The sequence below is a fragment of the Erythrobacter sp. THAF29 genome (assembly GCF_009363635.1).
Lineage (GTDB): Bacteria > Pseudomonadota > Alphaproteobacteria > Sphingomonadales > Sphingomonadaceae > Erythrobacter.
Genome location: NZ_CP045392.1, coordinates 1,154,660 through 1,177,836, shown reverse-complemented (window position 1 = coordinate 1,177,836; position 23,177 = coordinate 1,154,660). Strand labels below are relative to the sequence as shown.

Here is a 23,177-nt window from a genome sequence, read left to right as displayed (position 1 = left end):
GTCCCGGTCTCCTATCCCCAATCCGGAGGCCGAGAATGCCGAATTTGCGAAAACCCGTCTTCGATACAGTGCGCGCAATGCTCAAGCGTGGCTTTCGCCAAACGGAGGTGGCTGCGCTCGATAATGCACTGGATCGGTCGTTCGCAGCGGTGCCGCATGGAGACACAGTTGCTCGCACAATCGGTCCCGATGGGATCTCGCTCATCAAGCGTTTCGAAGGATGCGCCAAGCTCAGGCGCGACGGACTGATCGAAGCCTATCCCGATCCAGGTACTGGCGGAGACCCGTGGACGATCGGATGGGGTGCAACCGGACCGGAGATCGCTCGCGGCACGGTGTGGACGCCGGAAGAGTGCGATGCGCGGCTTGAGCGTGACCTGAAGCGCTACGCCGCCGACGTCGCCCGAGCGATCGGCGATGCACCGACCACACAAGGCCAGTTCGATGCCATGGTCAGCTTTCACTACAACACCGGCGCGATTGCCCGCGCGACGCTCACCAAAAAGCACACTGCAGGTGATCACGTGGGCGCAGCGCTCGAATTTGCTCGGTGGAACAAGGCTGGCGGTCGGGTGCTCAAGGGGCTGGTCCGCAGGCGCGCGGAAGAAACAGCGCTCTATCGCGCTCAGTAATCCCGGCTGATTTCAACCACCGCGCTGTTACGGCCAATCGTCGACACAGTTCCCAGCAGTGCCAGCCATCGCGTCACCCTGTATTCGACCGAGGTGGCCGAATAACCGCGGCCATCGGTGACAATCTCGACATAAAATCTTTGGCCGATATTCTTCCCAAGGGCGACACCTGTGTCGCGGCCCAGCGCAGGATCGGCGCTGATGATGCGCAACTGGTCCAGCCCGATCGAGCGACGGAGAGAGCCGATGGGATCTATGCCTCCGCTCCCACCGCGAAGGCTTGCCAGCGCCGCACCAAGCTGCAGCGCATCGGTCGCCGTAAGCGACGTAACCGAACCACCGAACAGCAGGCGGGCCAGGATTTCCTCTTCGGGTAGCGGCGGCTCAGACGAGAATGCCACTTCGGGCGACTGCGCATTGCCGGTGATAGCCACCGTTACATTGGTGCCCATCGCGCTCGTCTCCGCCGCAATATCGAGTCGGGGATCGATGGGAACATTGGCATCGAAACGAATTCGCCCGCGGGTGAGCTCGAACCGAGTACCGGCAAAGGTGTAGTCGCCGCGCACCAGCCTCGCACTTCCACCGATGCGCGGGTCGTCAACAGTGCCGCGAAGCGCGATATCGACGCCCCATTCGCTATCAAGTCCGAGTCCATCGACTTCGACCCTGCTTGGGGCCGACGCGTTGATAAGGTAGCGCCACGATCCACGCGCGGCAGAGCGCACGGGACCGGTTCCGTCGAGCCGGTTGATTTCGCGTGTTTCGATTTGCGGCAGCGACATATCCTCGGCCGCTGTCCCGAGCCTCCAGCTGGCGCGATCGATCTTCACGCGCCCGGCGATGGTCCCCCCCACCCCGTTCGACACTATCCGCAGCGGACCGGTGATGGTCGCGTTGAGTCCGTTTGCGGCGAGTAGTCTTGCATCGTTGGCGGCTGCGCGCAGGTCGATTTGCGGTCCGCGATCCGCTCCCATGCCGGCGAGATCCACAGTTCCGCTGCCGCTAACCGTGCCGCCTCCGCTGGTGGTCCCGGAAAACCGGGTCAGCTCAAGCCGCGAACCGGCAAAGCGTCCGCGAGCCACCACGTTGTCGATATCAGTGCCCGAAATCGCGCTTTGCAGTCGCAAGTCGTCACTCGCCAGATTGCCGGTGATGCGCGGATTGTCGAGCGTGCCTACCGCTCTTGCTGTGACGCTGATCGGACCGGTGAGGTCGAATGCCTCGATCGCGACGAGCCTCCACAGCGCGCTTGCTCCGCCGTCGAAGGCGAACCGCGCATCGAGCCGACCCTGCATGATCCGCCGCGCAAGGTCGCTCCCTCCGCCAAGATTGGTTATTCGGGCATCGAGCCGGCCTAGCTGCGCACCATCGTCACGCAGCCTTGCCCCGACCGTGAGGCGGTTGGAGGTGAGATCGGCCACAGCGAGCACGTCCATCGGGGTCGATGAAAGCACCAGGCCCGAGCGCGTGAAGTCATCGATCCGCACGCGCGCATTGGCCGTGGGAGCTGCGCTGCCGGCCTGGTCGTAGCGGATAATGCCCGATAGCCTTCCGCCAAGGCCAAGCTCTGAGCCGATCAGGTCAGCGATACGCAGCGGCATGCTCGACAGTTTGGCTTCGAACGAAGTCCGCTCACCGCCGAGCGTGCCTTCGAGAATGGCAAAACCCCGTGCGAAACCGATTTGGGTCGGGGCCAGCCGCCAGCCGCCATTCTCAAGCGATGTCAGGACTGCGCGGCGGGGCATCGTGATGTCACGGCCGGCATATTGGCCACGCGCAAGCAATGCGATCCGATCGGGCGCAATGTCGCCGTCGAGTTTCAGCGTGAAACGGTCGCTGCGCCGTCCGGCAATTGACGCGGTGACATCGCCGCGCCCGTCGACGACATTCGCATTTGCAGCGAACTGCGCAATCGAAAGCGCGCCGTATTGCAGGCCCGAACCCCGGATATTCGCGGCGATCCGGCTGCTTCCTTCCCGGAAAGTTCCGCTTGCGTCGATGTCGGCGAAGGCCAGAGCGATATCGGTGTCGCCACCGAACCTTGCCTGTCTGGCCCTCAAGTCCAGATCGAACCCTATCGCTCCGCCCGTTTCGGGCGCGAGGCCTATAGTGCCATTCAACCCGCCGCCTTCAAGCGCGAGATTGCCCGCGATACCTTCCTCTCCCAACGTGAGGCCACCGATCACGTTGGTGCGATAGACCTCGAGCCGGTTGATTGCGACGCGCGTAGGTCCATCGGCAGGAAGGACGAGGTCGAGCTCGCCATCGAAAGGCCCGAGCAGCGAATCGCCCGACGTATCGATTGCGAAGCCGTCGCCCGAAGGCGCAATAGCCAGGCGCACATTGCGAAGGCCCGCGGCGGGAAGCGGATCGGCCAGGACAAGGGTTGCGCGCGGACCCTCGCCGGTGATCTCGGCATCGACGGTAAAGGGACCGTATTCGACATGCCTGCCGCCACCTGAGAGAGTGGTGCGCTCGCCGACGATCCGGCTGTCGAAGGTCGCATCGAGCCGGTCGCTCTCAAGTGTAACGTCGCGCAGTACGATCGGCTGGTCCGCTGCCACTCCAAAGGCGCCGGCAAAGCGCAGGTCCTCGCCCGCGACACTGGCAACGGTCGAATTGCTGACTTCGCCCAAACGCCCTGCGACATTTGCACGAACGCTCCACGGTATGCTGTCGCCGAAACGGGCGAGCAATTTTGCATTGGCGTTGACAGTGCCGATGCCTTCGAGCTCGAGCCCGCGCGCGTCCAGCGGTCCGGCGATTGCGTAAACGCCTTGTTCTGTGTTGCCGCGCATGGCGAGTACAGCAGAAAGGCCGGGGAATTCGATACGCGCGTTGTCGATATCGAGTCGCGAACCGCCGAAGGTCAACCGACCGGTCATTTGGCCGTTCACCAATCTTGGATCGATCAGTTCCGTACCTGTTTCAACTCGATCGACATTCACATCGAGTGGCATTGAGAAGGTTGCACCGTCATAGGTCGCCGTGCTCGCCTGCGCGAGCCCGCGCAGTGCCGTGTCGCCTGTCACCAGTTCCCCGACGGTCAGAGAGTGGTCGACCATCAGGTCGCGGAACGGACCGTCGAGCGATGCTGTTAGCCGCGCATCACGCAGCTCTATCGCCTCTCCGAGGACAGTCGGGTCCCGCACAGTCAAACGCGCGTCGAAATTGTCGACCCGGTTTGCGGCAAGATTGATCGCGCCGTCTCCACGCAGGTCGAGAGCGCCTGATACGAGAGCGAGCTTGCCATCGAAGACGCTATCCTGAAGCGTGCCGGTCGCAACGACCGAGATGTCACCGCCAGCTGCGCGGCCGAGCAGGCTTCCTCTGTCGAGTTCCGGCGAGATCTTGCCGAGCACGCTATACGTGCCGGCGTTGTTGGCAAGCCGCAGCGCGGCAACCCGTTCGCGCGCGCCGCCCTCCGGCTGCCGCGTCAGCAAAGCGTAGCCGAGCCACCTGTTCCAAGTGCCTTCGCCTTCGATTTTACCTTCGTAGCGTGACGAGAGCCCGGCGAGCTGGACGAGCGGTCCGTCGGCGGCGGCTACGTAATCCAGCGCTACATCGAAGCGGTCGCCATCAGGTTCGGCATCCAGCAGCAGAGCGATTTTGTCCTCGCGCCCGAACGTGCCGTTCGCATCGACCAGCGCACGCCCCGACCGGATATCGACTTGCGCCGAGAGGTTCGCGCTATGCGCAAGATCACCCGCAATGCCGGGTGCAATGATCCAGTTTTCCAGCGCGAGCTTGTCTACCCGGATATCGAAATCGGGAAGGATTGGTGCATCGGGATCGCCTGGAAGCAGCTCGGGCAGACGTTCGAGCCGTCCACGCCGGGCGGTGAGTTCGCGCACATCGATCCCGCTCCACAAAAAGGCGAGTGGCCGCCAGTCGAGTTCGACCTCAGGCACGGTCAGGAATACGCCTTTGGGGTCGCTCAGCACAACATCGTGCAGGACGGCTTGCCCGTAAATGTCGCCCTCGATCCGCCCAACTTCGAAACGCAGGCCCGAAGCGGGAGCGACTTGGGCGATCTGGTCGGCGACGAAGCGTTTGCCGATCGGCGAGCTCAGGAACACCGCGACCAGCACGAATGGCATGGCAAGGATGAGCAGCGCCCAACCAAGCCGCTTTGCCCAGCGCCGCTTGCGCTTCCTTTCGGGCGTATCCGGCTCGTCGGTCATGGCGATATCTTCGGCCATCAGAACGCCTGCCCGAGACTAACATAGACTACTACGGGCGCGTCGAATTCGGTCGGATTGAGCGGCGTGCCGACATCGACGCGGATCGGGCCGAAGCTGGTCTTGTAGCGGATCCCGACGCCAGCGCCGTACTGGATGAAGCGGAAATCGGGGGTCGAGCCAAGCGAAACCGACCCGGCATCGATGAAGGGCACGACTTCAACCGCGCCATCGAGCAGGCCGGTCTGGATGCGAGCCTCCAGCGAAACCTCGACCAATGATCCGCCGCCGGTTGGCTCTCCGAGGTCGTTGCGCGGACCGATGGCCTGGAAGCCGTAGCCGCGTACCGATCCACCACCACCGGCATAGAGCCTGCGTGAGGGCGCGATCTGGAAGGCCTGCGCCCCTTGAATCGTCGCTGCGCGTACACGTCCGGCGAGCACGGTGCTGCCGACCGGCATGTAGTAGCTCGCGTCGGCCTGCGCCCGGACGTAAAAAGTCTCGGTCCCGATCGAGCTGGAAACCTCTGGTGCGAGGAAGCCGGTTACGCGGTAGCCGGTGGTCGGATCGAGCAGGTCGTCGCTCGCATCGATAGTCGCGCGACCGAACAGGCCCAATATCCGGTAAGTCTGGCGCTCGCGCGGGATGCCGCTGATCACGCGGTTGCGCTCATCGGTGTAGAGCGCCTCGGCGCCGATCTGCCAGCTGAACGGCTTCTGGAATAGGAGATTGGAAATCCGCTCGAACGATCCGCGCAGAGCCACCGTGCGCGCGTCGACCGCTTCGGTTTCGATATCGCTCGCATAGGCGTCGATCGTCAGCACCTGATCACGATCGAGGAAGTTGTTGCGCTTGTAGGTTACGCTCGCGAGTTGTTCACGCGTGCCTACGATCCCGCGCAACTTGAGCGATCCCTCGGGCGGGAAGAGATTGCGGTGCTCCCAGCTCGCTTCGACCTTCAACCCGTCCTCGGTGCCGTAGCCGATTGCGCCTGCAATGGTACGCAGCGGCGCGCGTTCGAATTCGACATCGAGTTCGACCTCACCCGGCTGGCCTTCGCTGGGAGGGGTAATCTCGCGGGGTGTTACGACCGCGCTCGAAACGAGACCGGTTGCAAGGATCGCGCGGCGCAGATCCGCCTGCAGGCTGGCCTGGTAGACATCGCCCTCATCGAAACGAGCGATGCGTTCGAGGTGCCGGTCGGAAAGGAAGCGCGGGTCTTCGCTCGTCACGCCAGCGAAGACGTATTTGCCGCCCGGCTCGACTGGAAGCGAGAGGTCGCCCTCTTGCCGGGCATGGTCGATCAGCAGTGAAGGCGCGTCGATTTCGGCAAAGGGATAGCCGGTTTCGCCAAGCGCGATGCGCAGATCGGCTTCTTCGGCGATGATCCGGTCGGATTGAAGCGGATCGCCCGGCTGGATTTCGAATGCCGCTCGCAATGCTTCGTAATCGGGCGCCGTATCGAGCCGTCCGAGGTCGATTTCGGCAAATCGATAGCGTTCTCCAGGCAGGATATCGAAACGCACCTGCGGATCCGTATCGCTTGCCGCGATGTCGCCATTGTCGCCGCGCCGGCCCCCTGACAGCTGGCGGGCGACTTCGCCGGAATAATATCCGTAGGTGCGCAGCATCTGGACCAGCAGCTCCTCGTCGGCGCGGGCGCGGGCGGCGAGCTGCGGAATCGTATCGTCGTCGCTATCGAGATCCTCAATCGTCGACAGCGCGCGGAAACGGTCGATGAAGTTGGTGCGCTCGGGGAAGCGGTCATTGTCGGCAGGGAAGGCGAGGATCAGTTCATCGCTGACGCGGAATTCCTCGAGCTCAGGCAGTTCCACAAGGTCCGGCGCATCAATCTCGGCGATTGCTTGCACTTCGGGATCGGGTTCGAGGCGCTGGGGTTCGGGAATTCCGAGGTCGTCGAACGTGGCCGTGAAAGCCGGATCGACCGGCTGCATCAGATCGGTTTGCGCCGCGTCCCCTACTGCTTCGGCATCCGGTAGCGGCGCGGCTGGATTGGTGACGCCCTGTGTTGCCCAGTCTTCCGCATTATCGACAACGCCTTCGGGAATGAGTTCATCCAGTGTGCGACTGGGCGGCGGCGAAGCGTCCTGCTCATCCTCTTCGGGTGTCGGAGGAGGCGTTGCAGGTTGTTCGTCGGCTTCCTGCGCTTGCGAGTGCGCAAATGCCCCTGCCGGAACGAATGCGCTTGCCGCGCAAAGCCCGGCCGCGAGAGCCAGATTGAATTGTAAACGTTGCAAAAAATCAGCTCGCAGGGAATTTTACCGGTTGCCCGTCTTTACCCCTTGCTGCGCCAATCGTTCCAGTCTTTTCGCCACGCGGAGCTGTCGCTTCGGCGATCAGTTTGCTCTGTTCGCCCGAATCCATCCGCCGCCACCCATCGCGGGTAAGCTTTTCAAGTGGGCGATAGCGGACCTTGTATTGCATGCGCGGGCTGCCCTCGACCCAATAGCCGAGATAGACATAGGGCACCCCGGATTCTGCCGCGCGCTGGATGTGGTCGAGAATGATGTAGTTGCCGAGCCCGGCACGGTTTTCGTGATCGGGATCGTAGAACGAATAAATCATCGACAGGCCATCGCCCTGGCGATCGGTCAGACAGGCTCCGACGAGCCGCCCCGGTTCGCCATCCGCAGTTGGTTCGCGATATTCGATCACCGTGCTGGTGACCGGCGTGTGTTCGATCATGTCGGCATAATCGAGCTCGTCCATTTGCGACATGCCGCCATCGGGATGGCGCACGGCGAGATACTTGGCAAGTAGAGCGAACTGCTCATCGGTCGCCCAAGGCCGGCATTCGGTGGCGATCAGATCGCGGTTGCGCTTAAGGTCGCGCTTCTGCGTGCTCGACGCCTTGAACTCACGGGCCACGACACGAACCGATACGCAAGCCTGGCAATCAAGGCAGCTCGGGCGATAGGCGACGGTCTGGCTGCGGCGGAATCCGATCCGGCCCAATGCCTCGTTCAGCTGGTCCGCATGTGCTCCCTTGAGTTCGGTGAAGACCTTGCGTTCCTGGCGCCCGGGAAGATACGGGCACGGCGCAGGGCTCGTCACGAAAAAGCGGGGGAAGCGGATCGGGGCCGTCACGGGTCTGGCAGTGTCCTTTTGGCTGCGGGAATCGGCTGCGCGCCTGTTAAGACCTTGTTATGCCTTTTCAGGTTCCGCGGTAAAAGACCCTTAACCATGAAACAGCATGAATAAATTCTTAGTTTGCACAGGTGCGCGAGGGAGACGGCTCCACAACGGCGCAAAACGGGACACTCCGGCATACGCGAGTAAATCGCTGATACCACGTGTTTTTACGCGATCAGCTAATTGAGCTCGACCATCTGCACTTTGTAGTTTTTCGCTCTCAATGCTGCCACGAGCCTCTCCACCTGCTCGGCATCGCGCGCTTCGCATTCGATGTCGGTGATGAGCCCTTTGGCCGGCAGGGAGGTGAAAATCCTCTGGTGGTAAATCTCTATGATGTTGACGTTGTGCTCGTCAAACAGGCGCATCACGCGGAACAATGCGCCGGGACGGTCCTGCAACGTGATCCGCAGCCGCGCGAGACGCCCCTGGCGGGCGAGATCGCGTAGAAGGACATTGGCAAGCAGGCGCGTATCGATATTGCCGCCGCACAGGACCAGGCCGATCTTCTTGCCCGCGAAGCGCTCAGGGTTGCTCAGCACTGCGGCAAGACCCGCAGCGCCAGCACCCTCGACCACGGTTTTCTCGATCTGGAGAAGAAGAGACACCGCTTTCTCCAGCGAGGGTTCATCGACCAGCAGGATATCGTCGACCCGCTCGGCGATGACCTTGCTGGTGAACTCGCCCGGCTTCTTGACCGCGATTCCTTCTGCGAGGGTATCCCCTCCGCAATCGCGCTCCTCGCCCTTTATCTTGGCGAACATGCTCGGGAACAGCGCAGCCTGCACCCCGACCATTTCGATATCGGGATTGAGCGCCTTGGCGACCGTCGCCATGCCGGAAATCAGTCCGCCCCCTCCGATCGGGGTGACCATGCAATCGAGATCGGGAACGACGTCGAGCATCTCGAGCGCCACCGTGCCCTGCCCCGACGCAATCTGCGGATCGTCGAACGGGTGGACGAAAGTAAGACCGCGCTCCTGTTCGAGCGTGCACGCATAGGCGTATGCATCGTCAAACGTTTCGCCTTCGAGCACGACGTTCCCGCCAACGCTCTCGGTCTGCATCACCTTCACCGTCGGCGTAGTACGCGGCATCACGATTGTGACCGGCACTCCAAGACGGGTGCCGTGGTAGGAGAGGCCTTGCGAATGGTTGCCCGCCGAAGCCGCAATAACACCGCGCGTTCGCTGCTCGTCGGTCAGCTGAAGCAACGCGTTGAGCGCGCCGCGTTCCTTATAGGCGGCGGTGAACTGGAGGTTCTCGAACTTCAGCCAGATCTCGGCGCCGGTAATCTCGGACAACGTCTTCGAATGCATCATGGGCGTCTTGACCACCGCGCCTTCTATGCGGGCGGCGGCCTCGTGCACGGTGTCGAGGGTCAGCTCTTCGAGGCTGGCGACAGGCGCGCCCCGGGGCGCGGTGGATGCGGGCTGTGCGGTCATGGTGCTTTGCGGGTTACGGCCTCCGGGAGCCGAGGGCAATTCCTATCCGTTGGCAAGTCGGTGAAAGGGCATTAGGCACTCGCGTTATGACAGCGTCGCACAATATTGCTTTCATCGGGCTCGGTGTGATGGGCGGTCCGATGACCGGCCACCTCGCACGGGCCGGGCACAGGGTCATGGCTTACAATCGCTCGCAGGAGCGCGCACGCAAATGGCAGGCGATATGGACAGAGGAGAATCTCGAAATTTCCTTTGCCGATACTCCCGCGAAAGCTGCTGCCGAGGCCGACATAGTGTTCGTCTGCGTCGGCAATGACGAGGATCTCGCCGAAGTCACTCTCGGCGAATTCGGCGTCCTCGCGACGATGAAAGCGGGCGCGCTGTTGGTCGACCACACAACCGTTTCTGCAAATATGGCGCGACGTCTCGCCGGCGAGGCGGCAAGGCGCGGGATCGAGGCGGTCGATGCTCCGGTTAGCGGCGGCGAGGCGGGAGCGGTTAACGGTCAGCTCGCCGTGATGTGCGGCGGCTCCGAAGAGGCGGTCGAGCGCGCCCGCCCCGTGATGGACTGCTATTCGAAGGCGATCGTCCATGTCGGCCCATCGGGCGCAGGGCAGACCGCCAAGATGGCGAACCAGATGTGCATCGCGGGCGTGCTTGGCGGCCTATCCGAAGCGATCCGGCTGGCCGAGGCCGCCGGGCTTGATCTCGACAGGACATATGAAGCGATTTCCGGCGGCGCGGCGCAAAGCTGGCAGATGGACAACCGCTGGAAGACCATGACCAAGGACGAGTTCGACTTCGGCTTCGCGATCGACTGGATGCGCAAAGATCTGGGCTATGCGCTCGATGAAGCCAAGCGCCTTGGTCTGTCCTCGCCGATCACAGCCTTGGTCGACCAGTTCTACGCCGACGTTCAAGCCGCAGGCGGCGGCAGGCGCGACACGAGCGCGCTCATCACCCGTCTGCCCAAAAGCAAACCCGAATAGGAAATCCATGATCCGCACTGCAATTCTCGCCGCGGCGGCACTTGCCGCCTTTGCCTCGTCCCCGGCGCTGGCCGACACACTGGTCGACAATGTCGACGGCATCACCGTCAATGAAGAGGGCGAAGTGGTCCGCTTCACCGGTCTCGTCTTCGATGACGATGGCAAGGTCGTGCAGATACTCGAGCGCGGCGAGCGCCGTCCGAAGGTGGAGTACGGGATCGATGGCGAGGGCCGCGTGATGCTGCCCGGCATGATCGATGCACATGTCCACGTCATGGGTATCGGTTTCGGCGCGCTGCTGCTCGACCTGTCCGATACCAATTCGCTCGAAGAAGCGCTCGCAAAGATAAAGGCCTTTGCCGACGAGAATCCGGGACGTCCGTGGATTCTCGGTCGCGGCTGGAACCAGGAAAAGTGGGGCCTCGGTCGATTCCCGACGGCGGAGGAACTGGATTCGGTCGTTGCCGATCGACCGGTTTGGCTGAGCCGTGTCGATGGACATGCAAGCTGGGCCAATTCGCTCGCAATGCAGGTTGCAGGGGTCACGGCCGCGAATTCCGATCCTTCGGGCGGCCGCATAATCCGCAAGGCCGGAAGCCGCGAACCTGCGGGTGTCTTCGTCGATGCGGCCGAGGCGCTGGTCAATGCAGTCGTACCCGCCCCTCGCCCCGAAGATCGCGACGCCGCGCTGATCAAGGCGCAGGAGATTCTGCTCGAAAACGGCATCACTGCTGTCGCCGACATGGGAACGAGCATCGAGGATTGGCAAACATTCCGGCGGGCAGGCGATGCGGGACGGCTCAACATCCGCATCATGTCCTATGCGACCGATGCCGACACGATGGACCTGATCGCAGGACCGGGTCCTACCCCGTGGCTTTACGACGACAAGCTGCGCATGGGCGGAATAAAGCTCTATCTCGACGGTGCACTGGGATCGCGTGGAGCAACTCTCAAGAAACCTTACGAGGATGAGCCGCAGACCACCGGGTTGCCGCTGCTCACACCTGCGCAGTTGCGAAACATCATGAGTCGAGCGGCGATGGACAATTTCCAGGTCGCGACCCATGCGATAGGCGACGCCGCCAATTCCGACGTGCTGCGCGCTATCGAGGAGTTGTCCGAAACCTATCAAGGTGACCGCCGCTGGCGCATCGAGCATGCGCAAATCGTCGACCCCGCCGATCTCGCGAAATTCGGCCAACACGGCGTGATCGCCTCGATGCAGCCGTTGCACCAGACTTCGGATCGATTGATGGCAGAATCTCGGCTCGGACCCGACCGTCTGGACGGTGCCTATGCGTGGCGTAGCGTTCTCCAAGTGGGCGGAAAGCTGGCCTTCGGTTCCGATGCTCCCGTCGAACCGGCAGACGCATTCGCGGGCCTCGCCGTAGCGATCAGCCGAACTGACGCGGACGGTCAGCCTTTCGGGGGATGGATGCCGGATGAGACCGTGAGCCGCGAAGCGGCGCTCAAAGCCTTCACCGCCGACGCCGCCTTTGCGGGCTTTGCCGACGGACACTTCGGACGGCTGGTGCCCGGCGAGCGAGCCGACTTCATCCTGGTCGATCGCGACCCTATGCTCGCTTCTCCGAGTGAGATCCGAGAAACGCGGGTGCTCCAGGTATGGGTCGGCGGCAAGCGCATGCGCTGATGACAAATTCCTCAAGCGACGAAGTTATACGGCCTCAACTACCTGACACTACGTAATGACAGCCAGGAGGGCCGAAACTACGCCATGTTTCACGAAGGCGTAATGCGCGAAAGCCAAAACGCTTCCTGGATATGCCGCTGCAAACGTTGAATGATTCGCTGACGATGCGTGCAGAAAGTAGTTGTAATTGTGCAACTGCGAACAATTGAATGCCCCGTTGGCGCATTCTGGAATCGCATCCGTTCGCGGCGCCCTGCATAACGCGTTGAATAACAATCGTTCTCGACACGATTTTCGCGACGAAGCGATACAAATTAGGGGTTGTCACACTTTGCTCGCTGGGCTACTCCGCAATCGAATAAGATTAATGATAGAGCTCAATAGGAGACGATTCGATGAAATTCCGTAATGTCGCACTGGCTACTGCTGCAGTTTCTCTCGCTGCATCGCCTGCTATCGCAGAAGCCGCATTCGACCGTTCGACCGCTCCGGTGGAAGGCGAAAGCGAACTCGAAGGCGGGAGCGGTATTCTCATCGCGATCCTCGCAGCTGCCGCAATCATCGCCGGTATCATCGTCGCTGCTGACGACAATGGCGAAGATCTTCCGACCAGCCCGTAAGGCGGTCTAACCGAGATTTCAGAAGGGGCTCCTTTCGGGGCCCCTTTTTTTGTCCGGGCACCGCGAAGATCGCTCTCTGGTCCCGCCCAGCTCGACCCCATTTAAGCAAATTGCTTAACTATCTTTGGTGGCCGGCTCGGCGTCCGAGGGGGCGGTTGCATCGTCCGGCTTGGACGACTTCTGGACCGAACGTTCCTGCAAACGCATTAGTATCAGCGAGCCTTCGAACAGCAGAAGCAGCGGAAGCGCGAGTATGATCTGCGAACCCGGATCGGGCGGCGTCACGATCGCAGCAAGCGCGACCACCCCGACGATCACATAGCGCCGCGCCCCTGCGAGCTGCGCGCGCGTAACGATCCCCGCGCGGTGTAGCAGCATCAGTAACACTGGCAGCAGGAATGTGATGCCGAAGGCGAGGATAAACTGCATGACGAGGCTCAAATAGTTACCCGTCCCCGGCAGCGCCTCGATATCGAGCCCGCCGACCTGTCCCTCGAAGCCGAGAAACCATCTGAACGCAGTCGGCATCACGACATAATAGGCCAGCGCCGCACCGCTGATGAACAGCACCGGCGTCATCAGCAGGAATGGCAGAAATGCCTTCTTCTCCCGCGCATAGAGCCCCGGCGCGACAAACGCCCACAACTGGTTGGCTATGATTGGAAAGCTGACGAAAAACGCTGCAAACAGCGCCACCTTCAACTCGACGAAAAACGCCTCATAGAGCTGTGTGTAAATCAGCTTTCCCTGCCCCTCCGGAAAGGCATCGGTGAGCGGCAACACGAGAAAGCCGAAAATGTCATCTGCAAAGTAAAAGCAGGCCACGAAAGCGATCGCGAGCGCGATGACACAGCGCACCAGCCGCGTACGCAATTCAACCAGATGATCGAGCAGAGGAGCCCGCGTCTCATCGATATCCTTGATCTCGAATGCCATTGCCTGCGCCTACTCCTTCGGCTTTTCGAGCGGAGCCAGGGGCAATTCAGGAGCGGCATCGTCGGCCTTCTTGGGCTGCGGCGGCCCTTCGGGAACGGGGTCGTCCGCCATGGGATCGGGACCGCTATCCCCCTCAACCGGTGGCGGCCCGGTCATCACCGGCTCGCCCTTATCGGCCTCCGCATTGGCGGCGGAGCGGCGCATGATTTCCTCATTCTGCGCCTTCCATTTCTTTTCCATGTCCTCAAGCTCGGCCTCGCGCACCATCGCATCGATCCCGGTGCGGAAATGCGCGGAGACGCGGCGAACCTGCCCGATCCAGCGGCCGGCGGTGCGCATCGCGCGCGGCATTTCCTTCGGCCCGATCACGATGATCGCGACGATAACGATGACAAGCAGTTCAGCAGCGCCGATATCGAACATTCAGGTGCCTTCAGGCGGACATGGCGCGAGGATCAGCTGGACGAATCGGAAGTTTCGCTCGTCTTGCTTTCGGTCGCGGAAGGGTCCTTTGCAGGCGCTTCGATCTGGGCCTTGGAGGCAGGCTTTTCAGCCTCTTCCTCGCTCATCCCCTTTTTGAAGCTCGAAATTCCCTTGCCGAAATCGCCCATCATCTCCGAAATCCGGCCACGCCCGAACAGGATCAGGACGACTACCGCCACGATGAGGATTTGCCAGATGCCGATACCGCCCATGCGAATTCTCTCTAATTGAAGTCTGCGACCAATATAGGGCCGATTGCGCGGCTATGCCAGTCGCGACTGTAGCCGGTCACTCTTCGCTGTCGTCGTCGGCTTCCGCCTCGCAAGCCTCTTCAGGCTGGCCGGCAGCTTCCATCGCCTCTTCGAAAGCGTCGTCCACCGGATCGAGCAAGCCTGCCGCGCGCAATTCATCCATGCCCGGCAAGTCCCGGCGCGATGAGAGGCCGAAATGGTCGAGAAATTCGGGCGTGGTGGCGTAAATCACCGGGCGGCCGGGCACTTCACGGCGTCCCGCCATCTTCACCCAGCCCGCCTCCATCAAGACATCGAGGGTGCCTCCGCTTGTTTGCACCCCGCGGATCGATTCGATTTCGGCGCGGCTCACCGGTTCGTGATAAGCGATAATCGCCAGAACTTCGGTAGCGGCGCGGCTGAGACGGCGAACCTGTTCGCGCTCTCGTCGGAGAAGGTGAGCAAGGTCGGGCGCGGTTTCGAAATGCCACCGCTTCCCACGTTCGACGAGGTTCACTCCGCGTTTGTCGTACTGCACCGCCAGCGCCCGCAATCCGTCTCGCACGGCGGAATTTTCGATCCCGCCGAGGTGTTTGGCGAGTTGATCGACGCTCATCGGCTCCTCTGAGGCGAACAAGGTCGCCTCAAGCGCACGCTCGACCCCCGCCGAAGAGCGCTCCGGGGAAACATCGTCGCTCGGCACGCTCTCATCGACCATGTCTTCGCTCATTGCTTCGCCCCTTCTTTCAAGCGCCTGATTCTCAGCGGCGCATAAGCTTCTTCCTGCTCGATTTCTGCCTTGCCGAGCCGCGCGAGCTCAAGCGCCGCGACAAAGCTCGATGCAAGCGCCGATTTGCGCAATTCGGGCTCGGCATGGGCGGGCAGAAAGTCGCGGATTTCCATCCAGTCGAGCGTCACGCCGAGCATCGCCGAGACACGATCGAGCGCGCTGTCCAGCGTCATGACGGGACGGTTAGAGACGTGATAGATGCGCGGGGCGGTGCGTGCCTTGACCTGCCCGTATGCCTGGATCAGCGAGTAGGCGTCTGACTTCCACATCGTCTTGCGGTCGATCCGCAACCCTTCGGGCGCTCCGCGCAGGAAGATGTCGCGCCCGATCCGGTCGCGCGCCATCAGCCGCGCCGCGGCCTCGCGCATCGCGCCTAGGCGCTGGAGCCTGATTTGCAGGCGTAGCGCGAGCTCTTCGGGGCTTGGATCTTCCTGCTCTTCCTTTGGAAGCAGCATGGCGGATTTGAGATAGGCAAGCCAGGCCGCCATCACGAGATAATCGGCGGCGAGTTCGAGCCGCAAATCCTGCGCTCGCTCGATATAGGAAAGATACTGGTCGACCAGCGCGAGGATCGAGATCTGCCTCAAGTCGACCTTTTGCCGCCTAGCTAGGTCGAGCAGCAGATCGAGCGGCCCCTCCCAGCCGTCCAGCTCCAGATAGAGGGCTTCCTCGCCGGTCTTCGCGCCCTGCTTTGCAATTTCGTCTTCGGGCCAGATTTCAGGCATATCTGCGGTCGGCTCTCCGGACCCTGACGCATCGCCGGAAAGCATGAAGCCATCGTCGGATGGGCCGGTCGTCGTCATACAGCCTCCCCTGCAATTGCGAGCAATGCATCGCGCTTGGCAAGCAGTTCGGCCTGTTCTTCCGCCATCGCCGGAGCCACCCGAGTGTCCGACAGTGCGCGGTCGAGACGCTCTCCCGTCTCGCCGGACATCGAAGGGAGGACCTCGCATATACCTTGCATGTCATCCATCTTCGCCCAGCAATTGAGGATGATGTCGCACCCCGCTTCGTGGGCGCGGACCGAACGCTCCGGGATGGTGCCCTCAAGCGCCTCCATGTCGATATCATCGGTAAGGAGCAGCCCGTCGAAGCCGATTTCGCCGCGAATGACATCGCCGATGATCGTTTCGGAAAGGGTTGCGGGATTATCCGCATCCCAGACGGGAAAGAGGAGGTGCCCGGTCATTCCTATCGGCGCGTTGTTAAGGGCGCGAAAGGGTGCAAGATCGCTTTCAAGCTCCTCGGCGCTCGCTTGGACGGTAGGCATTTCCTTGTGCGTGTCGGTGGTGGTGCGGCCATGGCCGGGCATGTGCTTGATGCAGCCAGCAACCCCGCCAGAGGCCAGACCTTCGATAATTGCGCGTCCGATCGCTGCCACCTGCATCGGATCGCTCCCGAGCGAGCGGTCCCCGATGACATCGTGCGCGCCTTCCTGGCGCACGTCCAAGGGCGGATGGTAATCGACGGTTATGCCCATTGCCGACAGTTCGAGCGCCATTGCGTGCGCATTGGCCCGCGCCGCCTCGATCGCGCTTGCAGGAGCCACCCTGTACAAGAGATCGAATGCTTCGCCTGCCGGATAGGGCGACCAATGTGGCGGACGAAGGCGGGCAACCCGACCGCCCTCCTGGTCGATCGACACGAGCAGCCGATCGCGCCCGTGGATCGAGCGCAGATCATCGGTCAAAGCGCGCAATTGTTCGGGATTCTCGCAGTTCCGGCCGAACAGGATGTAGCCTGCCGGATCCGCCTCGCGGAAGAAAGCGCGCTCATCGGCCGTCAGTTTTGGGCCGCTGCATCCGAAAATCGCCGGAATCATGCGGCTAAATTCGCAGGAGCGCTCTTGTCAGGCAAGCGCGCTAACCACCTATAGTGGGGGAAAACGCGGTCCACCCACGACAGATTGTGTCCCGACAGCTTGCGGGATGGCGGCAGGTTGCTTGTACACTCTATTTGACCGCGCAATCGAGTCCGTCAGCCTTGATTGCGTTGCAAAGTTCGGTCGCGGTAGCCCGGTCAGGCTGGATGACCTGCAGGCGATAGACGGTCGCACCACCCACTTGCGCTTCGACCACGCGGTGGCTCCGCCCAGAAAGCGCCGAGGTCTGCCGCGAAAGGTCGCGCCAGCCTTGCTCGGCCCGTGAGCGCGTGCCGTATGCTGCGAGCTGAACGTAGGCACCTCCGCTCGCCACAGGTGTCGGCTTGGGTTCGCTCGATGCAGGAGCTTCACCCGCGGCAGCCTCGGCAGCAGCGAGGTTTGCACCTGAAGCGCCCTCATCGTCGCCGATTTGGCCTTCGCGCGTCTGCCCTTCACCCACCGCCGGTGCAACATTGCCGGTACCGGCGAACTCTTTGCCGCCCGGATCCACGGGCCGCTCCTTGATCGGGCCTTCGGGAGCCTCGATCGTACTGCCATCGGCGACCAGCTCCGGATCGCCCGTCCGATTGGTGATGAGGTAGATTGCGCCGATGATACCGAGCGCCAGCGCCAGGAGCACCACGCCAAAGCCTACGATCTGAGCGGTGTCCACACCGCCAGCACCCTCGTCTTCCTCGTCTGCTTCGAGCCAGGGGAGGCTGTCATCGGAAGACAGGTCGAGCTCGCTCTCGGCATCGCTGCCGCCGTTTTCCCCGACTTCTTCGAATTCAGCTTCGACTACCACGGTCAGATTTCCCTTTTCCCCTCGGCCCGCTCACGGCGATGTTAGCTAACCGTCACATACTTTCAACGGCTTCCACGCCGAGTACGGCAAGGCCATTGCGGATAACCTGCCCGATCGCGTCCGCGAGGAAAAGCCGTGCCTCGGACAAAGCCTTGTCCTGTTCCACGATGAACCGCTTTTCTGGCCTATCGTTACCCAGGTTCCAGAATGCGTGAAGTTCGGCTGCCAGATCATAGAGATAGAAGGCGATCCGGTGCGGCTCGCGCGCCTTTGCGGCAGCTTCGATGATGCGCGGGAATTGCGCGGCCATACGGATAAGCGCGATTTCCTCTTCGCCGAGCCGCGAGAGATTATCGTGGGACGGCGCAATTCCGGCATCGGCGGCTTTGCGCAAGGTCGAACGGATGCGGGCGTGGGCATACTGGACGTAGAAGACGGGATTGTCCTTCGATGCCTCGACCACCTTGGCAAAATCAAATTCCATCTGCGCTTCGGGCTTGCGGGTCAGCATGGTGAAGCGCACCACGTCCTTGCCGACTTCCTCGATCATGTCGGCGATGGTGATGAAATTGCCCGAACGCTTCGACATCTTCACCGGTTCGCCGCCGCGCATCAGCTGCACCATTTGCACCAGCTTCACGTCGAAGGGGACCGGCTTGCCCTTCCCTTCCGACAGGGCAGCGACGGCGGCCTTGATCCGCTTGACCGTGCCCGCGTGATCCGCGCCCCAGATGTCGATCAGTTCGTCCGCACCTTCCGCTTTTTGCATGTGGTAGGCGAGGTCCGCGCCGAAATAGGTCCATTTGCCGTCCGATTTCTTGATTGGGCGATCCTGGTCGTCTCCGAACCTGGTCGAGCGGAACAGCGGCAGTTCGACCGGCTCCCAGTCTTCGGGAGGAGCCTTGCCTTTGGGCGCTTCGAGCACGCCGTCATAGACAAGGTCGTGATCGCGCAGCCATTTCTCGGCCTCGTCGGGCTTGCCTGCCGCATGGAGCGCGGCCTCGGAGGCGAACACGTCGTGATGGATGCCGAGCAGAGCGAGGTCCGACTTGATGAGATTCATCATCTTCTCGACCGCTTCTGCGCGGAAGTAAGGCAGCCACTCCTCTTCCGGCGTATCCTTGTGCTTGTCCCCCAGCTCCTTCGCCAGATATTCGCCGATAGGCTTGAGGTATTCGCCCGGATAATAGCCTTCGGGAATCTCGCCGATATCCTCGCCCAGTGCTTCGCGATATCTCAGGTGCGCCGACCGGGCGAGCGTATCGACCTGCCCGCCGGCGTCGTTGATATAGTATTCGCGCACGACCTTGTGGCCGGCAAATTCGAGCAGGCTCGACAGCGCATCCCCCACCACCGCGCCGCGGCAATGGCCCATATGCATAGGGCCGGTCGGATTGGCCGAGACATATTCGACATTGACGGTTCGACCTGCGCCCATGCTCGAACGCCCGTATTCATCGCCGAGATTTGCGATTGCTGCGAGTTCGCCAAGCCACGCGTCGGGCTTGAGCCTGAGGTTGATAAAGCCAGGACCGGCGATTTCTGCGCTGGTGATGCTGTCTTCGGCTTCGAGCTTGGCGACGATCTGTTCGGCCAGCGCACGCGGATTGGTTTTTGCCTGCTTGGCAAGCACCATCGCGGCGTTGGTCGCAAGGTCGCCATGCGAGGGATCTCGCGGCGGCTCGACCGCCACGCTGGCGAAGCTTGCATCGGCAGGCAGTACGCCTTCGCTGCGAAGCTGCTCGAGCACATTTTCAACGATAGCCGCATAGGCGGCGTAAAGGGTTTGATTGGGTTTCATTTCACGGGCGCGGTTAGCGGAAAAGGAGGGGCGGACAAAGGCCGAATATCGAAAGCCAAACGACGCCAACGGCGTCACAAGGCCGACTGGCCGTCCGCAGCGATGCGGCCGTCAGGCCGCGTGAGCGAGGATTTCGCACCCCGGACGGGGTGCGAACCGATCAACGTGTGGCGTTATACGCAAGCTGATCCTCGGTCAGCTGGAAGCCGACAAGCATCTCGAAGCTCGTGCGCTGGATTGCGGCCTTGACCTCGGGATCGGCCAGAGGATCGAGCGCGGCGTCCACATCGCCGGCTCGTCGACGACGGGTAATCTTCTCGCGAATGTCGGCCGGGAGTGTCGCCGCAGCGGAATCTACGAAGGAACCGGCCTTGGCCGAAGCGCTCGCGCGCTCCTGACCGTCTGCGAAATTCAGGGTCACCTGGCCCACACGCTTTGAAACAACTGCGCTTCCGCCGCGAAGGACGGTGACGAAATAGGGCAGCGTCACTGTGCGCGCGCCGCGAACATCTGCACGCCGGGCGTGCACATCGAAAGTAGCCTCGCTGTAAATCTTGTCGCCGCCTTCGTTGCAGGTCGAACGCAGGTTCGTCATGGAGGCGGTAAAGTCGATGTTGCCCAGCGAACGGTCGCCGCCGGTCCGGAAAACGGTCACATCCCCTGTGTAGTCCGGGATTCCGACCGATGGGCAGCTGGATAGAACCGATGTAATGCCGACGCCCTGGTTCACCACCAGTTCGCCTTCGCTGGAGCATCCTGTAAGGCCGGCAGCGATCAGGGCAGCAGGAAGAACACGGGTGCGAAACAACATGAAAATGACGTCCTTGGTCTATCGATCCACTATGCCGCGACCTCAATGCGCGGCTGTTGCACTCGCCCTAGCGGTGCGCGTCGCAAAGCGCTAGAGGGTCACGCATGAACGCCCCCTTTCCCACGTCCAATGCCACAAGCGAGCAGCAACCGCTCAACCTGTTGATCGCGGCCCCTCGCGGCTTTTGCGCAGGTGTCGACCGCGCGATCGAAATCGTTGAAAAGGCGCTCGAGCGCTACGGAGCACCGGTCTATGTGCGCCACGAAATCGTCCACAACAAATACGTCGTCGAAGGCCTGAAGGCGAAGGGCGCGATCTTTGTCGAGGAATTGGACGAGGTGCCAGACGATGCGCCGGTCGTTTTCAGCGCGCACGGCGTGCCCAAATCGGTTCCGGCAGAGGCACAGCGGCGCAAGCTTCTCTATGTCGATGCGACCTGCCCGCTGGTCTCGAAGGTACACCGACAGGCCGAACGACAAATCGAAAAGAACCGCCACATCATCTTTATCGGTCATGAAGGCCATCCCGAAGTGATCGGCACGATGGGCCAGGTCGAGCACGGTCAGATGACGCTGGTCGAGAATGTCGAAGATGTCGACAAGCTCCCCTTCGACAGCGACGAAGAGCTTGCCTATCTCACCCAGACGACACTCTCGGTCGACGACACGGCGGAAGTGATTGCCGCGCTCGAATGGCGCTACCCCAACATTCACGGACCCAAGGCAGAGGACATTTGCTACGCGACCTCGAACCGCCAGACGGCGGTGAAGGACCTCGCGCCTGCATGCGACCTTGTTCTGGTGATCGGTGCATCCAATTCTTCGAATTCCTTGCGGCTGGTCGAAGTGTCCGAACGGCTCGGCACACCTGCCAAGCTGATCCAGCGCGCCTCCGAAATCGACCCGGCATGGCTCGAGGGCGTGGAGACGCTTGGCCTTACCGCAGGCGCATCGGCCCCCGAAGTGCTGGTACGCGAGGTCGTCGACACACTCGGCACACTGCGCGAGGTTCACGAGACCACGATCACCGCAGCCGAAGAGAAGATGGTCTTCAAGCTGCCGCGCCAGCTGACCGAATAGCCGCGCGCCGGGGCGAATGGCGGTTTACACTCATCTCGGCGCAGAAGAGCTGGCGACGCTGATCGCGCATTACGATGTCGGCGACCTCACCTCAGCAAAGGGTATTGCGGAGGGAGTCTCCAACTCCAACTGGCTGATCGAGACGACTTCCGGTCGTTACATTCTGACGATGTACGAGCGGCGGATCGAGCTCACCGACCTTCCCTATTTCCTCGGCCTGCTCGACCACCTCTCTGCCAAGGGATGCCCGGTCCCGCGAACGATCCATGACCGCCATGGCGCGGCCTACCGAATGGAACATGGCAAGGCGGTCGCGCTGATCGAATTCCTTCCGGGCGTATCGCCAGCCCATCCAACACCGGCACAGGCGCGCGCGGTGGGCGAAGTGCTGGCGAACATGCACCTGTCGAGCCGCGATTTCGCGCTCACGCGCGCCAACACGATGGGCTTTGCCGACAATGTCGCTGTGCTGGAGCAATGCGGTAAAGCAGGGCTTGCATCGATCCACCCGGACCTTCCTGCCATGCTCGCGCCTGCGCGCGAAGCGGCAGCACTGGACCTCGCTTCGCTCCCGCAGGCGCAAATCCATGCCGACCTGTTCCCGGACAACGTGCTGATGCTGGGGGACGAGGTGACGGGCCTCATCGACTTCTACTTCGCCTGCACAGGGGCAATGGCGCTCGACCTGGCCACCACCCATGCGGCGTGGTGCTTCGACGAGCGCAACGAATATCGGGCCGATCTCGGAACCGCGATGGTTGAAGGCTATGAAAAAGTCAGGCAGCTCAAGCCGATCGAGCGCGAATTGCTGCCGGAAATCGCCAAGGGTGCCGCCTTGCGCTTCGTCGCCAGCCGCGCGGAAGACTGGCTCGATACCCCCGAGGATGCCCTCGTAACACGCAAGGATCCGATGGAATTCGCCCTACGATGGCACATTTACGATGAATTGGGCGAAAAGGCCTTTGCCACGCGCTAAGGCCAAGTCCATGAGACGTCCGATGAAAAAGGTAGAGATTTTCACCGACGGTGCGTGCAAGGGCAATCCGGGCCCTGGCGGCTGGGCCGCGCTGCTGCGCATGGGCCAGCACGAGAAAGAGCTTTCGGGCGGCGAGGCGGACACGACCAATAACCGGATGGAAATGACCGCTGTAATCAAGGGGCTCTCCGCCTTGATCGAGCCCTGCAAGGTCGATGTCTATTCCGACAGCAAATACGTGATAGACGGCATCACCAAGTGGGTCGACGGCTGGAAGCGCAAGGGCTGGATCACCGCCAGCAAGAAGCCCGTTCGCAATGCCGAGCTTTGGCATGAGCTTATCGATGTCGCGGGGCGTCACGATATCGAGTGGCACTGGGTGAAGGGCCACAACGGTCATCCCGAAAACGAACGTGTGGACCAGCTGGCAAGTGACGAAGCGGACCGCGTCGCTCGAGAAGAAACCGCCGCCGAATAGCAAACGGGCGCGCCCCTTCCGGAGCACGCCCGCTTGTCGGCCGCTTTGCGGCAGATTGATTTTAGCTGTTGTCTTCGACCGGTGCGCCCGGCCCGTTTTTCTTGATCGAATCGATTGCATTCTGCGCGGAGGACTTGCTCGAATAGCCCTGCGTCGAGAACATCACCTCGCTGTTGTAGCTGAAGCGCACACGATATTCGCCGGACTTGTCTTTATAGATTTCAAACTTGTGAGCCATTGGTCGCAGTCC

At 61.9% G+C, this 23,177-nt stretch carries 21 protein-coding genes; 7 read left to right on the top strand and 14 right to left on the bottom strand.

From position 1 onward, the window contains the following. Nucleotides 1-35: 35 nt before the first annotated feature. Nucleotides 36-632 carry a lysozyme gene (locus tag FIU90_RS05720; RefSeq protein ID WP_152433907.1) on the top strand — a complete coding sequence of 199 codons (597 nt, stop codon included), beginning with the start codon at nt 36-38 and terminating at the stop codon, nt 630-632. Here FIU90_RS05720 and FIU90_RS05715 read toward each other — a convergent pair. The 4 genes from FIU90_RS05715 to FIU90_RS05700 all read right to left on the bottom strand — a co-directional run bounded on the left by FIU90_RS05715 (nt 626) and on the right by FIU90_RS05700 (nt 9,414). Then, nucleotides 626-4,837, bottom strand: a complete 4,212-nt coding sequence (locus FIU90_RS05715; protein WP_152433906.1) for a translocation/assembly module TamB domain-containing protein — start codon at nt 4,835-4,837, stop codon at nt 626-628. The genes FIU90_RS05720 and FIU90_RS05715 overlap by 7 nt on opposite strands. Continuing rightward, nucleotides 4,837-7,074: an autotransporter assembly complex family protein gene (locus FIU90_RS05710; protein ID WP_234029643.1), complete on the bottom strand. Its 2,238-nt coding sequence runs from the start codon at nt 7,072-7,074 to the stop codon at nt 4,837-4,839. The genes FIU90_RS05715 and FIU90_RS05710 overlap by 1 nt, the downstream gene beginning before the upstream one ends. Before the next feature lie 4 nt (nt 7,075-7,078). Next, nucleotides 7,079-7,924 carry an arginyltransferase gene (locus FIU90_RS05705; protein WP_152433905.1) on the bottom strand — a complete coding sequence of 282 codons (846 nt, stop codon included), beginning with the start codon at nt 7,922-7,924 and terminating at the stop codon, nt 7,079-7,081. Nucleotides 7,925-8,148: 224 nt separating this feature from the next. Further along, nucleotides 8,149-9,414: a threonine ammonia-lyase gene (locus FIU90_RS05700; RefSeq protein WP_152433904.1), complete on the bottom strand. Its 1,266-nt coding sequence runs from the start codon at nt 9,412-9,414 to the stop codon at nt 8,149-8,151. An 86-nt stretch (nt 9,415-9,500) separates the two neighbouring features. Between FIU90_RS05700 and FIU90_RS05695 the strand changes: the two genes are divergently transcribed. The 3 genes from FIU90_RS05695 to FIU90_RS05685 all read left to right on the top strand — a co-directional run bounded on the left by FIU90_RS05695 (nt 9,501) and on the right by FIU90_RS05685 (nt 12,677). Then, on the top strand, nt 9,501-10,403 hold the full coding sequence (locus FIU90_RS05695) for an NAD(P)-dependent oxidoreductase (protein WP_152433903.1): 903 nt from the start codon (nt 9,501-9,503) through the stop codon (nt 10,401-10,403). Between the two features lie 7 nt (nt 10,404-10,410). Then, on the top strand, nt 10,411-12,057 hold the full coding sequence (locus FIU90_RS05690; RefSeq protein ID WP_152433902.1) for an amidohydrolase: 1,647 nt from the start codon (nt 10,411-10,413) through the stop codon (nt 12,055-12,057). Nucleotides 12,058-12,452: 395 nt separating this feature from the next. Then, complete coding sequence (locus FIU90_RS05685) at nt 12,453-12,677, top strand: hypothetical protein (RefSeq protein ID WP_152433901.1); 225 nt, start codon at nt 12,453-12,455, stop codon at nt 12,675-12,677. Between the two features lie 114 nt (nt 12,678-12,791). On the opposite strand, the gene tatC is transcribed toward FIU90_RS05685, so the two are convergent. The 9 genes from tatC to FIU90_RS05640 all read right to left on the bottom strand — a co-directional run bounded on the left by tatC (nt 12,792) and on the right by FIU90_RS05640 (nt 20,394). Beyond that, complete coding sequence (gene tatC / locus FIU90_RS05680) at nt 12,792-13,613, bottom strand: twin-arginine translocase subunit TatC (protein ID WP_152433900.1); 822 nt, start codon at nt 13,611-13,613, stop codon at nt 12,792-12,794. A 9-nt stretch (nt 13,614-13,622) separates the two neighbouring features. After that, on the bottom strand, nt 13,623-14,036 hold the full coding sequence (gene tatB, locus FIU90_RS05675; RefSeq protein WP_152433899.1) for a Sec-independent protein translocase protein TatB: 414 nt from the start codon (nt 14,034-14,036) through the stop codon (nt 13,623-13,625). A 32-nt stretch (nt 14,037-14,068) separates the two neighbouring features. Then, nucleotides 14,069-14,308 (bottom strand): twin-arginine translocase TatA/TatE family subunit, encoded by a 240-nt coding sequence (locus FIU90_RS05670; protein ID WP_152433898.1) that lies wholly within the window; start codon nt 14,306-14,308, stop codon nt 14,069-14,071. 76 nt (nt 14,309-14,384) lie between these two features. Continuing rightward, nucleotides 14,385-15,044: an SMC-Scp complex subunit ScpB gene (gene scpB / locus FIU90_RS05665; protein WP_152435716.1), complete on the bottom strand. Its 660-nt coding sequence runs from the start codon at nt 15,042-15,044 to the stop codon at nt 14,385-14,387. Between the two features lie 8 nt (nt 15,045-15,052). Beyond that, on the bottom strand, nt 15,053-15,841 hold the full coding sequence (locus FIU90_RS05660; RefSeq protein ID WP_152435715.1) for a ScpA family protein: 789 nt from the start codon (nt 15,839-15,841) through the stop codon (nt 15,053-15,055). Between the two features lie 74 nt (nt 15,842-15,915). Continuing rightward, entirely contained in the window at nt 15,916-16,938 is a 1,023-nt protein-coding gene (gene nagZ / locus FIU90_RS05655; RefSeq protein WP_152433897.1) for a beta-N-acetylhexosaminidase, read from the bottom strand. Nucleotides 16,939-17,068: 130 nt separating this feature from the next. Then, complete coding sequence (locus tag FIU90_RS05650) at nt 17,069-17,782, bottom strand: SPOR domain-containing protein (protein ID WP_152433896.1); 714 nt, start codon at nt 17,780-17,782, stop codon at nt 17,069-17,071. Between the two features lie 52 nt (nt 17,783-17,834). After that, nucleotides 17,835-19,583, bottom strand: a complete 1,749-nt coding sequence (argS, locus tag FIU90_RS05645) for an arginine--tRNA ligase (RefSeq protein ID WP_152433895.1) — start codon at nt 19,581-19,583, stop codon at nt 17,835-17,837. Nucleotides 19,584-19,743: 160 nt separating this feature from the next. After that, the gene (locus tag FIU90_RS05640) at nt 19,744-20,394 is read right to left on the bottom strand and encodes a hypothetical protein (protein WP_152433894.1); all 651 of its coding nucleotides are present in this window, start codon (nt 20,392-20,394) and stop codon (nt 19,744-19,746) included. 104 nt (nt 20,395-20,498) lie between these two features. Between FIU90_RS05640 and ispH the strand changes: the two genes are divergently transcribed. From ispH to rnhA, 3 genes are read left to right on the top strand one after another with little or no spacing between them, the layout of a single operon-like run. Then, nucleotides 20,499-21,473, top strand: a complete 975-nt coding sequence (ispH, locus tag FIU90_RS05635; RefSeq protein ID WP_152433893.1) for a 4-hydroxy-3-methylbut-2-enyl diphosphate reductase — start codon at nt 20,499-20,501, stop codon at nt 21,471-21,473. Nucleotides 21,474-21,489: 16 nt separating this feature from the next. Continuing rightward, nucleotides 21,490-22,449 carry a homoserine kinase gene (gene thrB / locus FIU90_RS05630; RefSeq protein WP_152433892.1) on the top strand — a complete coding sequence of 320 codons (960 nt, stop codon included), beginning with the start codon at nt 21,490-21,492 and terminating at the stop codon, nt 22,447-22,449. Between the two features lie 22 nt (nt 22,450-22,471). Continuing rightward, the gene (gene rnhA, locus FIU90_RS05625; RefSeq protein WP_152435714.1) at nt 22,472-22,927 is read left to right on the top strand and encodes a ribonuclease HI; all 456 of its coding nucleotides are present in this window, start codon (nt 22,472-22,474) and stop codon (nt 22,925-22,927) included. Nucleotides 22,928-22,988: 61 nt separating this feature from the next. Here the strand turns inward: rnhA and FIU90_RS05620 are convergent, their stop codons facing one another. After that, the gene (locus FIU90_RS05620) at nt 22,989-23,165 is read right to left on the bottom strand and encodes a YegP family protein (RefSeq protein ID WP_152433891.1); all 177 of its coding nucleotides are present in this window, start codon (nt 23,163-23,165) and stop codon (nt 22,989-22,991) included. Between the last annotated feature and the right edge of the window lie 12 nt (nt 23,166-23,177).

Bases quoted from the DNA above. Each gene is read 5' to 3' on its own strand.
- FIU90_RS05720 (WP_152433907.1), top strand. From the start codon at position 36: ATGCCGAATTTGCGAAAACCCGTCTTCGATACAGTGCGCGCAATGCTC.
- FIU90_RS05715 (WP_152433906.1), bottom strand. From the start codon at position 4,837: ATGGCCGAAGATATCGCCATGACCGACGAGCCGGATACGCCCGAAAGG.
- FIU90_RS05700 (WP_152433904.1), bottom strand. From the start codon at position 9,414: ATGACCGCACAGCCCGCATCCACCGCGCCCCGGGGCGCGCCTGTCGCC.
- FIU90_RS05695 (WP_152433903.1), top strand. From the start codon at position 9,501: ATGACAGCGTCGCACAATATTGCTTTCATCGGGCTCGGTGTGATGGGC.
- FIU90_RS05690 (WP_152433902.1), top strand. From the start codon at position 10,411: ATGATCCGCACTGCAATTCTCGCCGCGGCGGCACTTGCCGCCTTTGCC.
- FIU90_RS05685 (WP_152433901.1), top strand. From the start codon at position 12,453: ATGAAATTCCGTAATGTCGCACTGGCTACTGCTGCAGTTTCTCTCGCT.
- tatC (WP_152433900.1), bottom strand. From the start codon at position 13,613: ATGGCATTCGAGATCAAGGATATCGATGAGACGCGGGCTCCTCTGCTC.
- tatB (WP_152433899.1), bottom strand. From the start codon at position 14,036: ATGTTCGATATCGGCGCTGCTGAACTGCTTGTCATCGTTATCGTCGCG.
- FIU90_RS05670 (WP_152433898.1), bottom strand. From the start codon at position 14,308: ATGGGCGGTATCGGCATCTGGCAAATCCTCATCGTGGCGGTAGTCGTC.
- scpB (WP_152435716.1), bottom strand. From the start codon at position 15,044: ATGGTCGATGAGAGCGTGCCGAGCGACGATGTTTCCCCGGAGCGCTCT.
- FIU90_RS05660 (WP_152435715.1), bottom strand. From the start codon at position 15,841: ATGCCTGAAATCTGGCCCGAAGACGAAATTGCAAAGCAGGGCGCGAAG.
- nagZ (WP_152433897.1), bottom strand. From the start codon at position 16,938: ATGATTCCGGCGATTTTCGGATGCAGCGGCCCAAAACTGACGGCCGAT.
- argS (WP_152433895.1), bottom strand. From the start codon at position 19,583: ATGAAACCCAATCAAACCCTTTACGCCGCCTATGCGGCTATCGTTGAA.
- FIU90_RS05640 (WP_152433894.1), bottom strand. From the start codon at position 20,394: ATGTTGTTTCGCACCCGTGTTCTTCCTGCTGCCCTGATCGCTGCCGGC.
- ispH (WP_152433893.1), top strand. From the start codon at position 20,499: ATGAACGCCCCCTTTCCCACGTCCAATGCCACAAGCGAGCAGCAACCG.
- thrB (WP_152433892.1), top strand. From the start codon at position 21,490: ATGGCGGTTTACACTCATCTCGGCGCAGAAGAGCTGGCGACGCTGATC.
- rnhA (WP_152435714.1), top strand. From the start codon at position 22,472: ATGAAAAAGGTAGAGATTTTCACCGACGGTGCGTGCAAGGGCAATCCG.
- FIU90_RS05620 (WP_152433891.1), bottom strand. From the start codon at position 23,165: ATGGCTCACAAGTTTGAAATCTATAAAGACAAGTCCGGCGAATATCGT.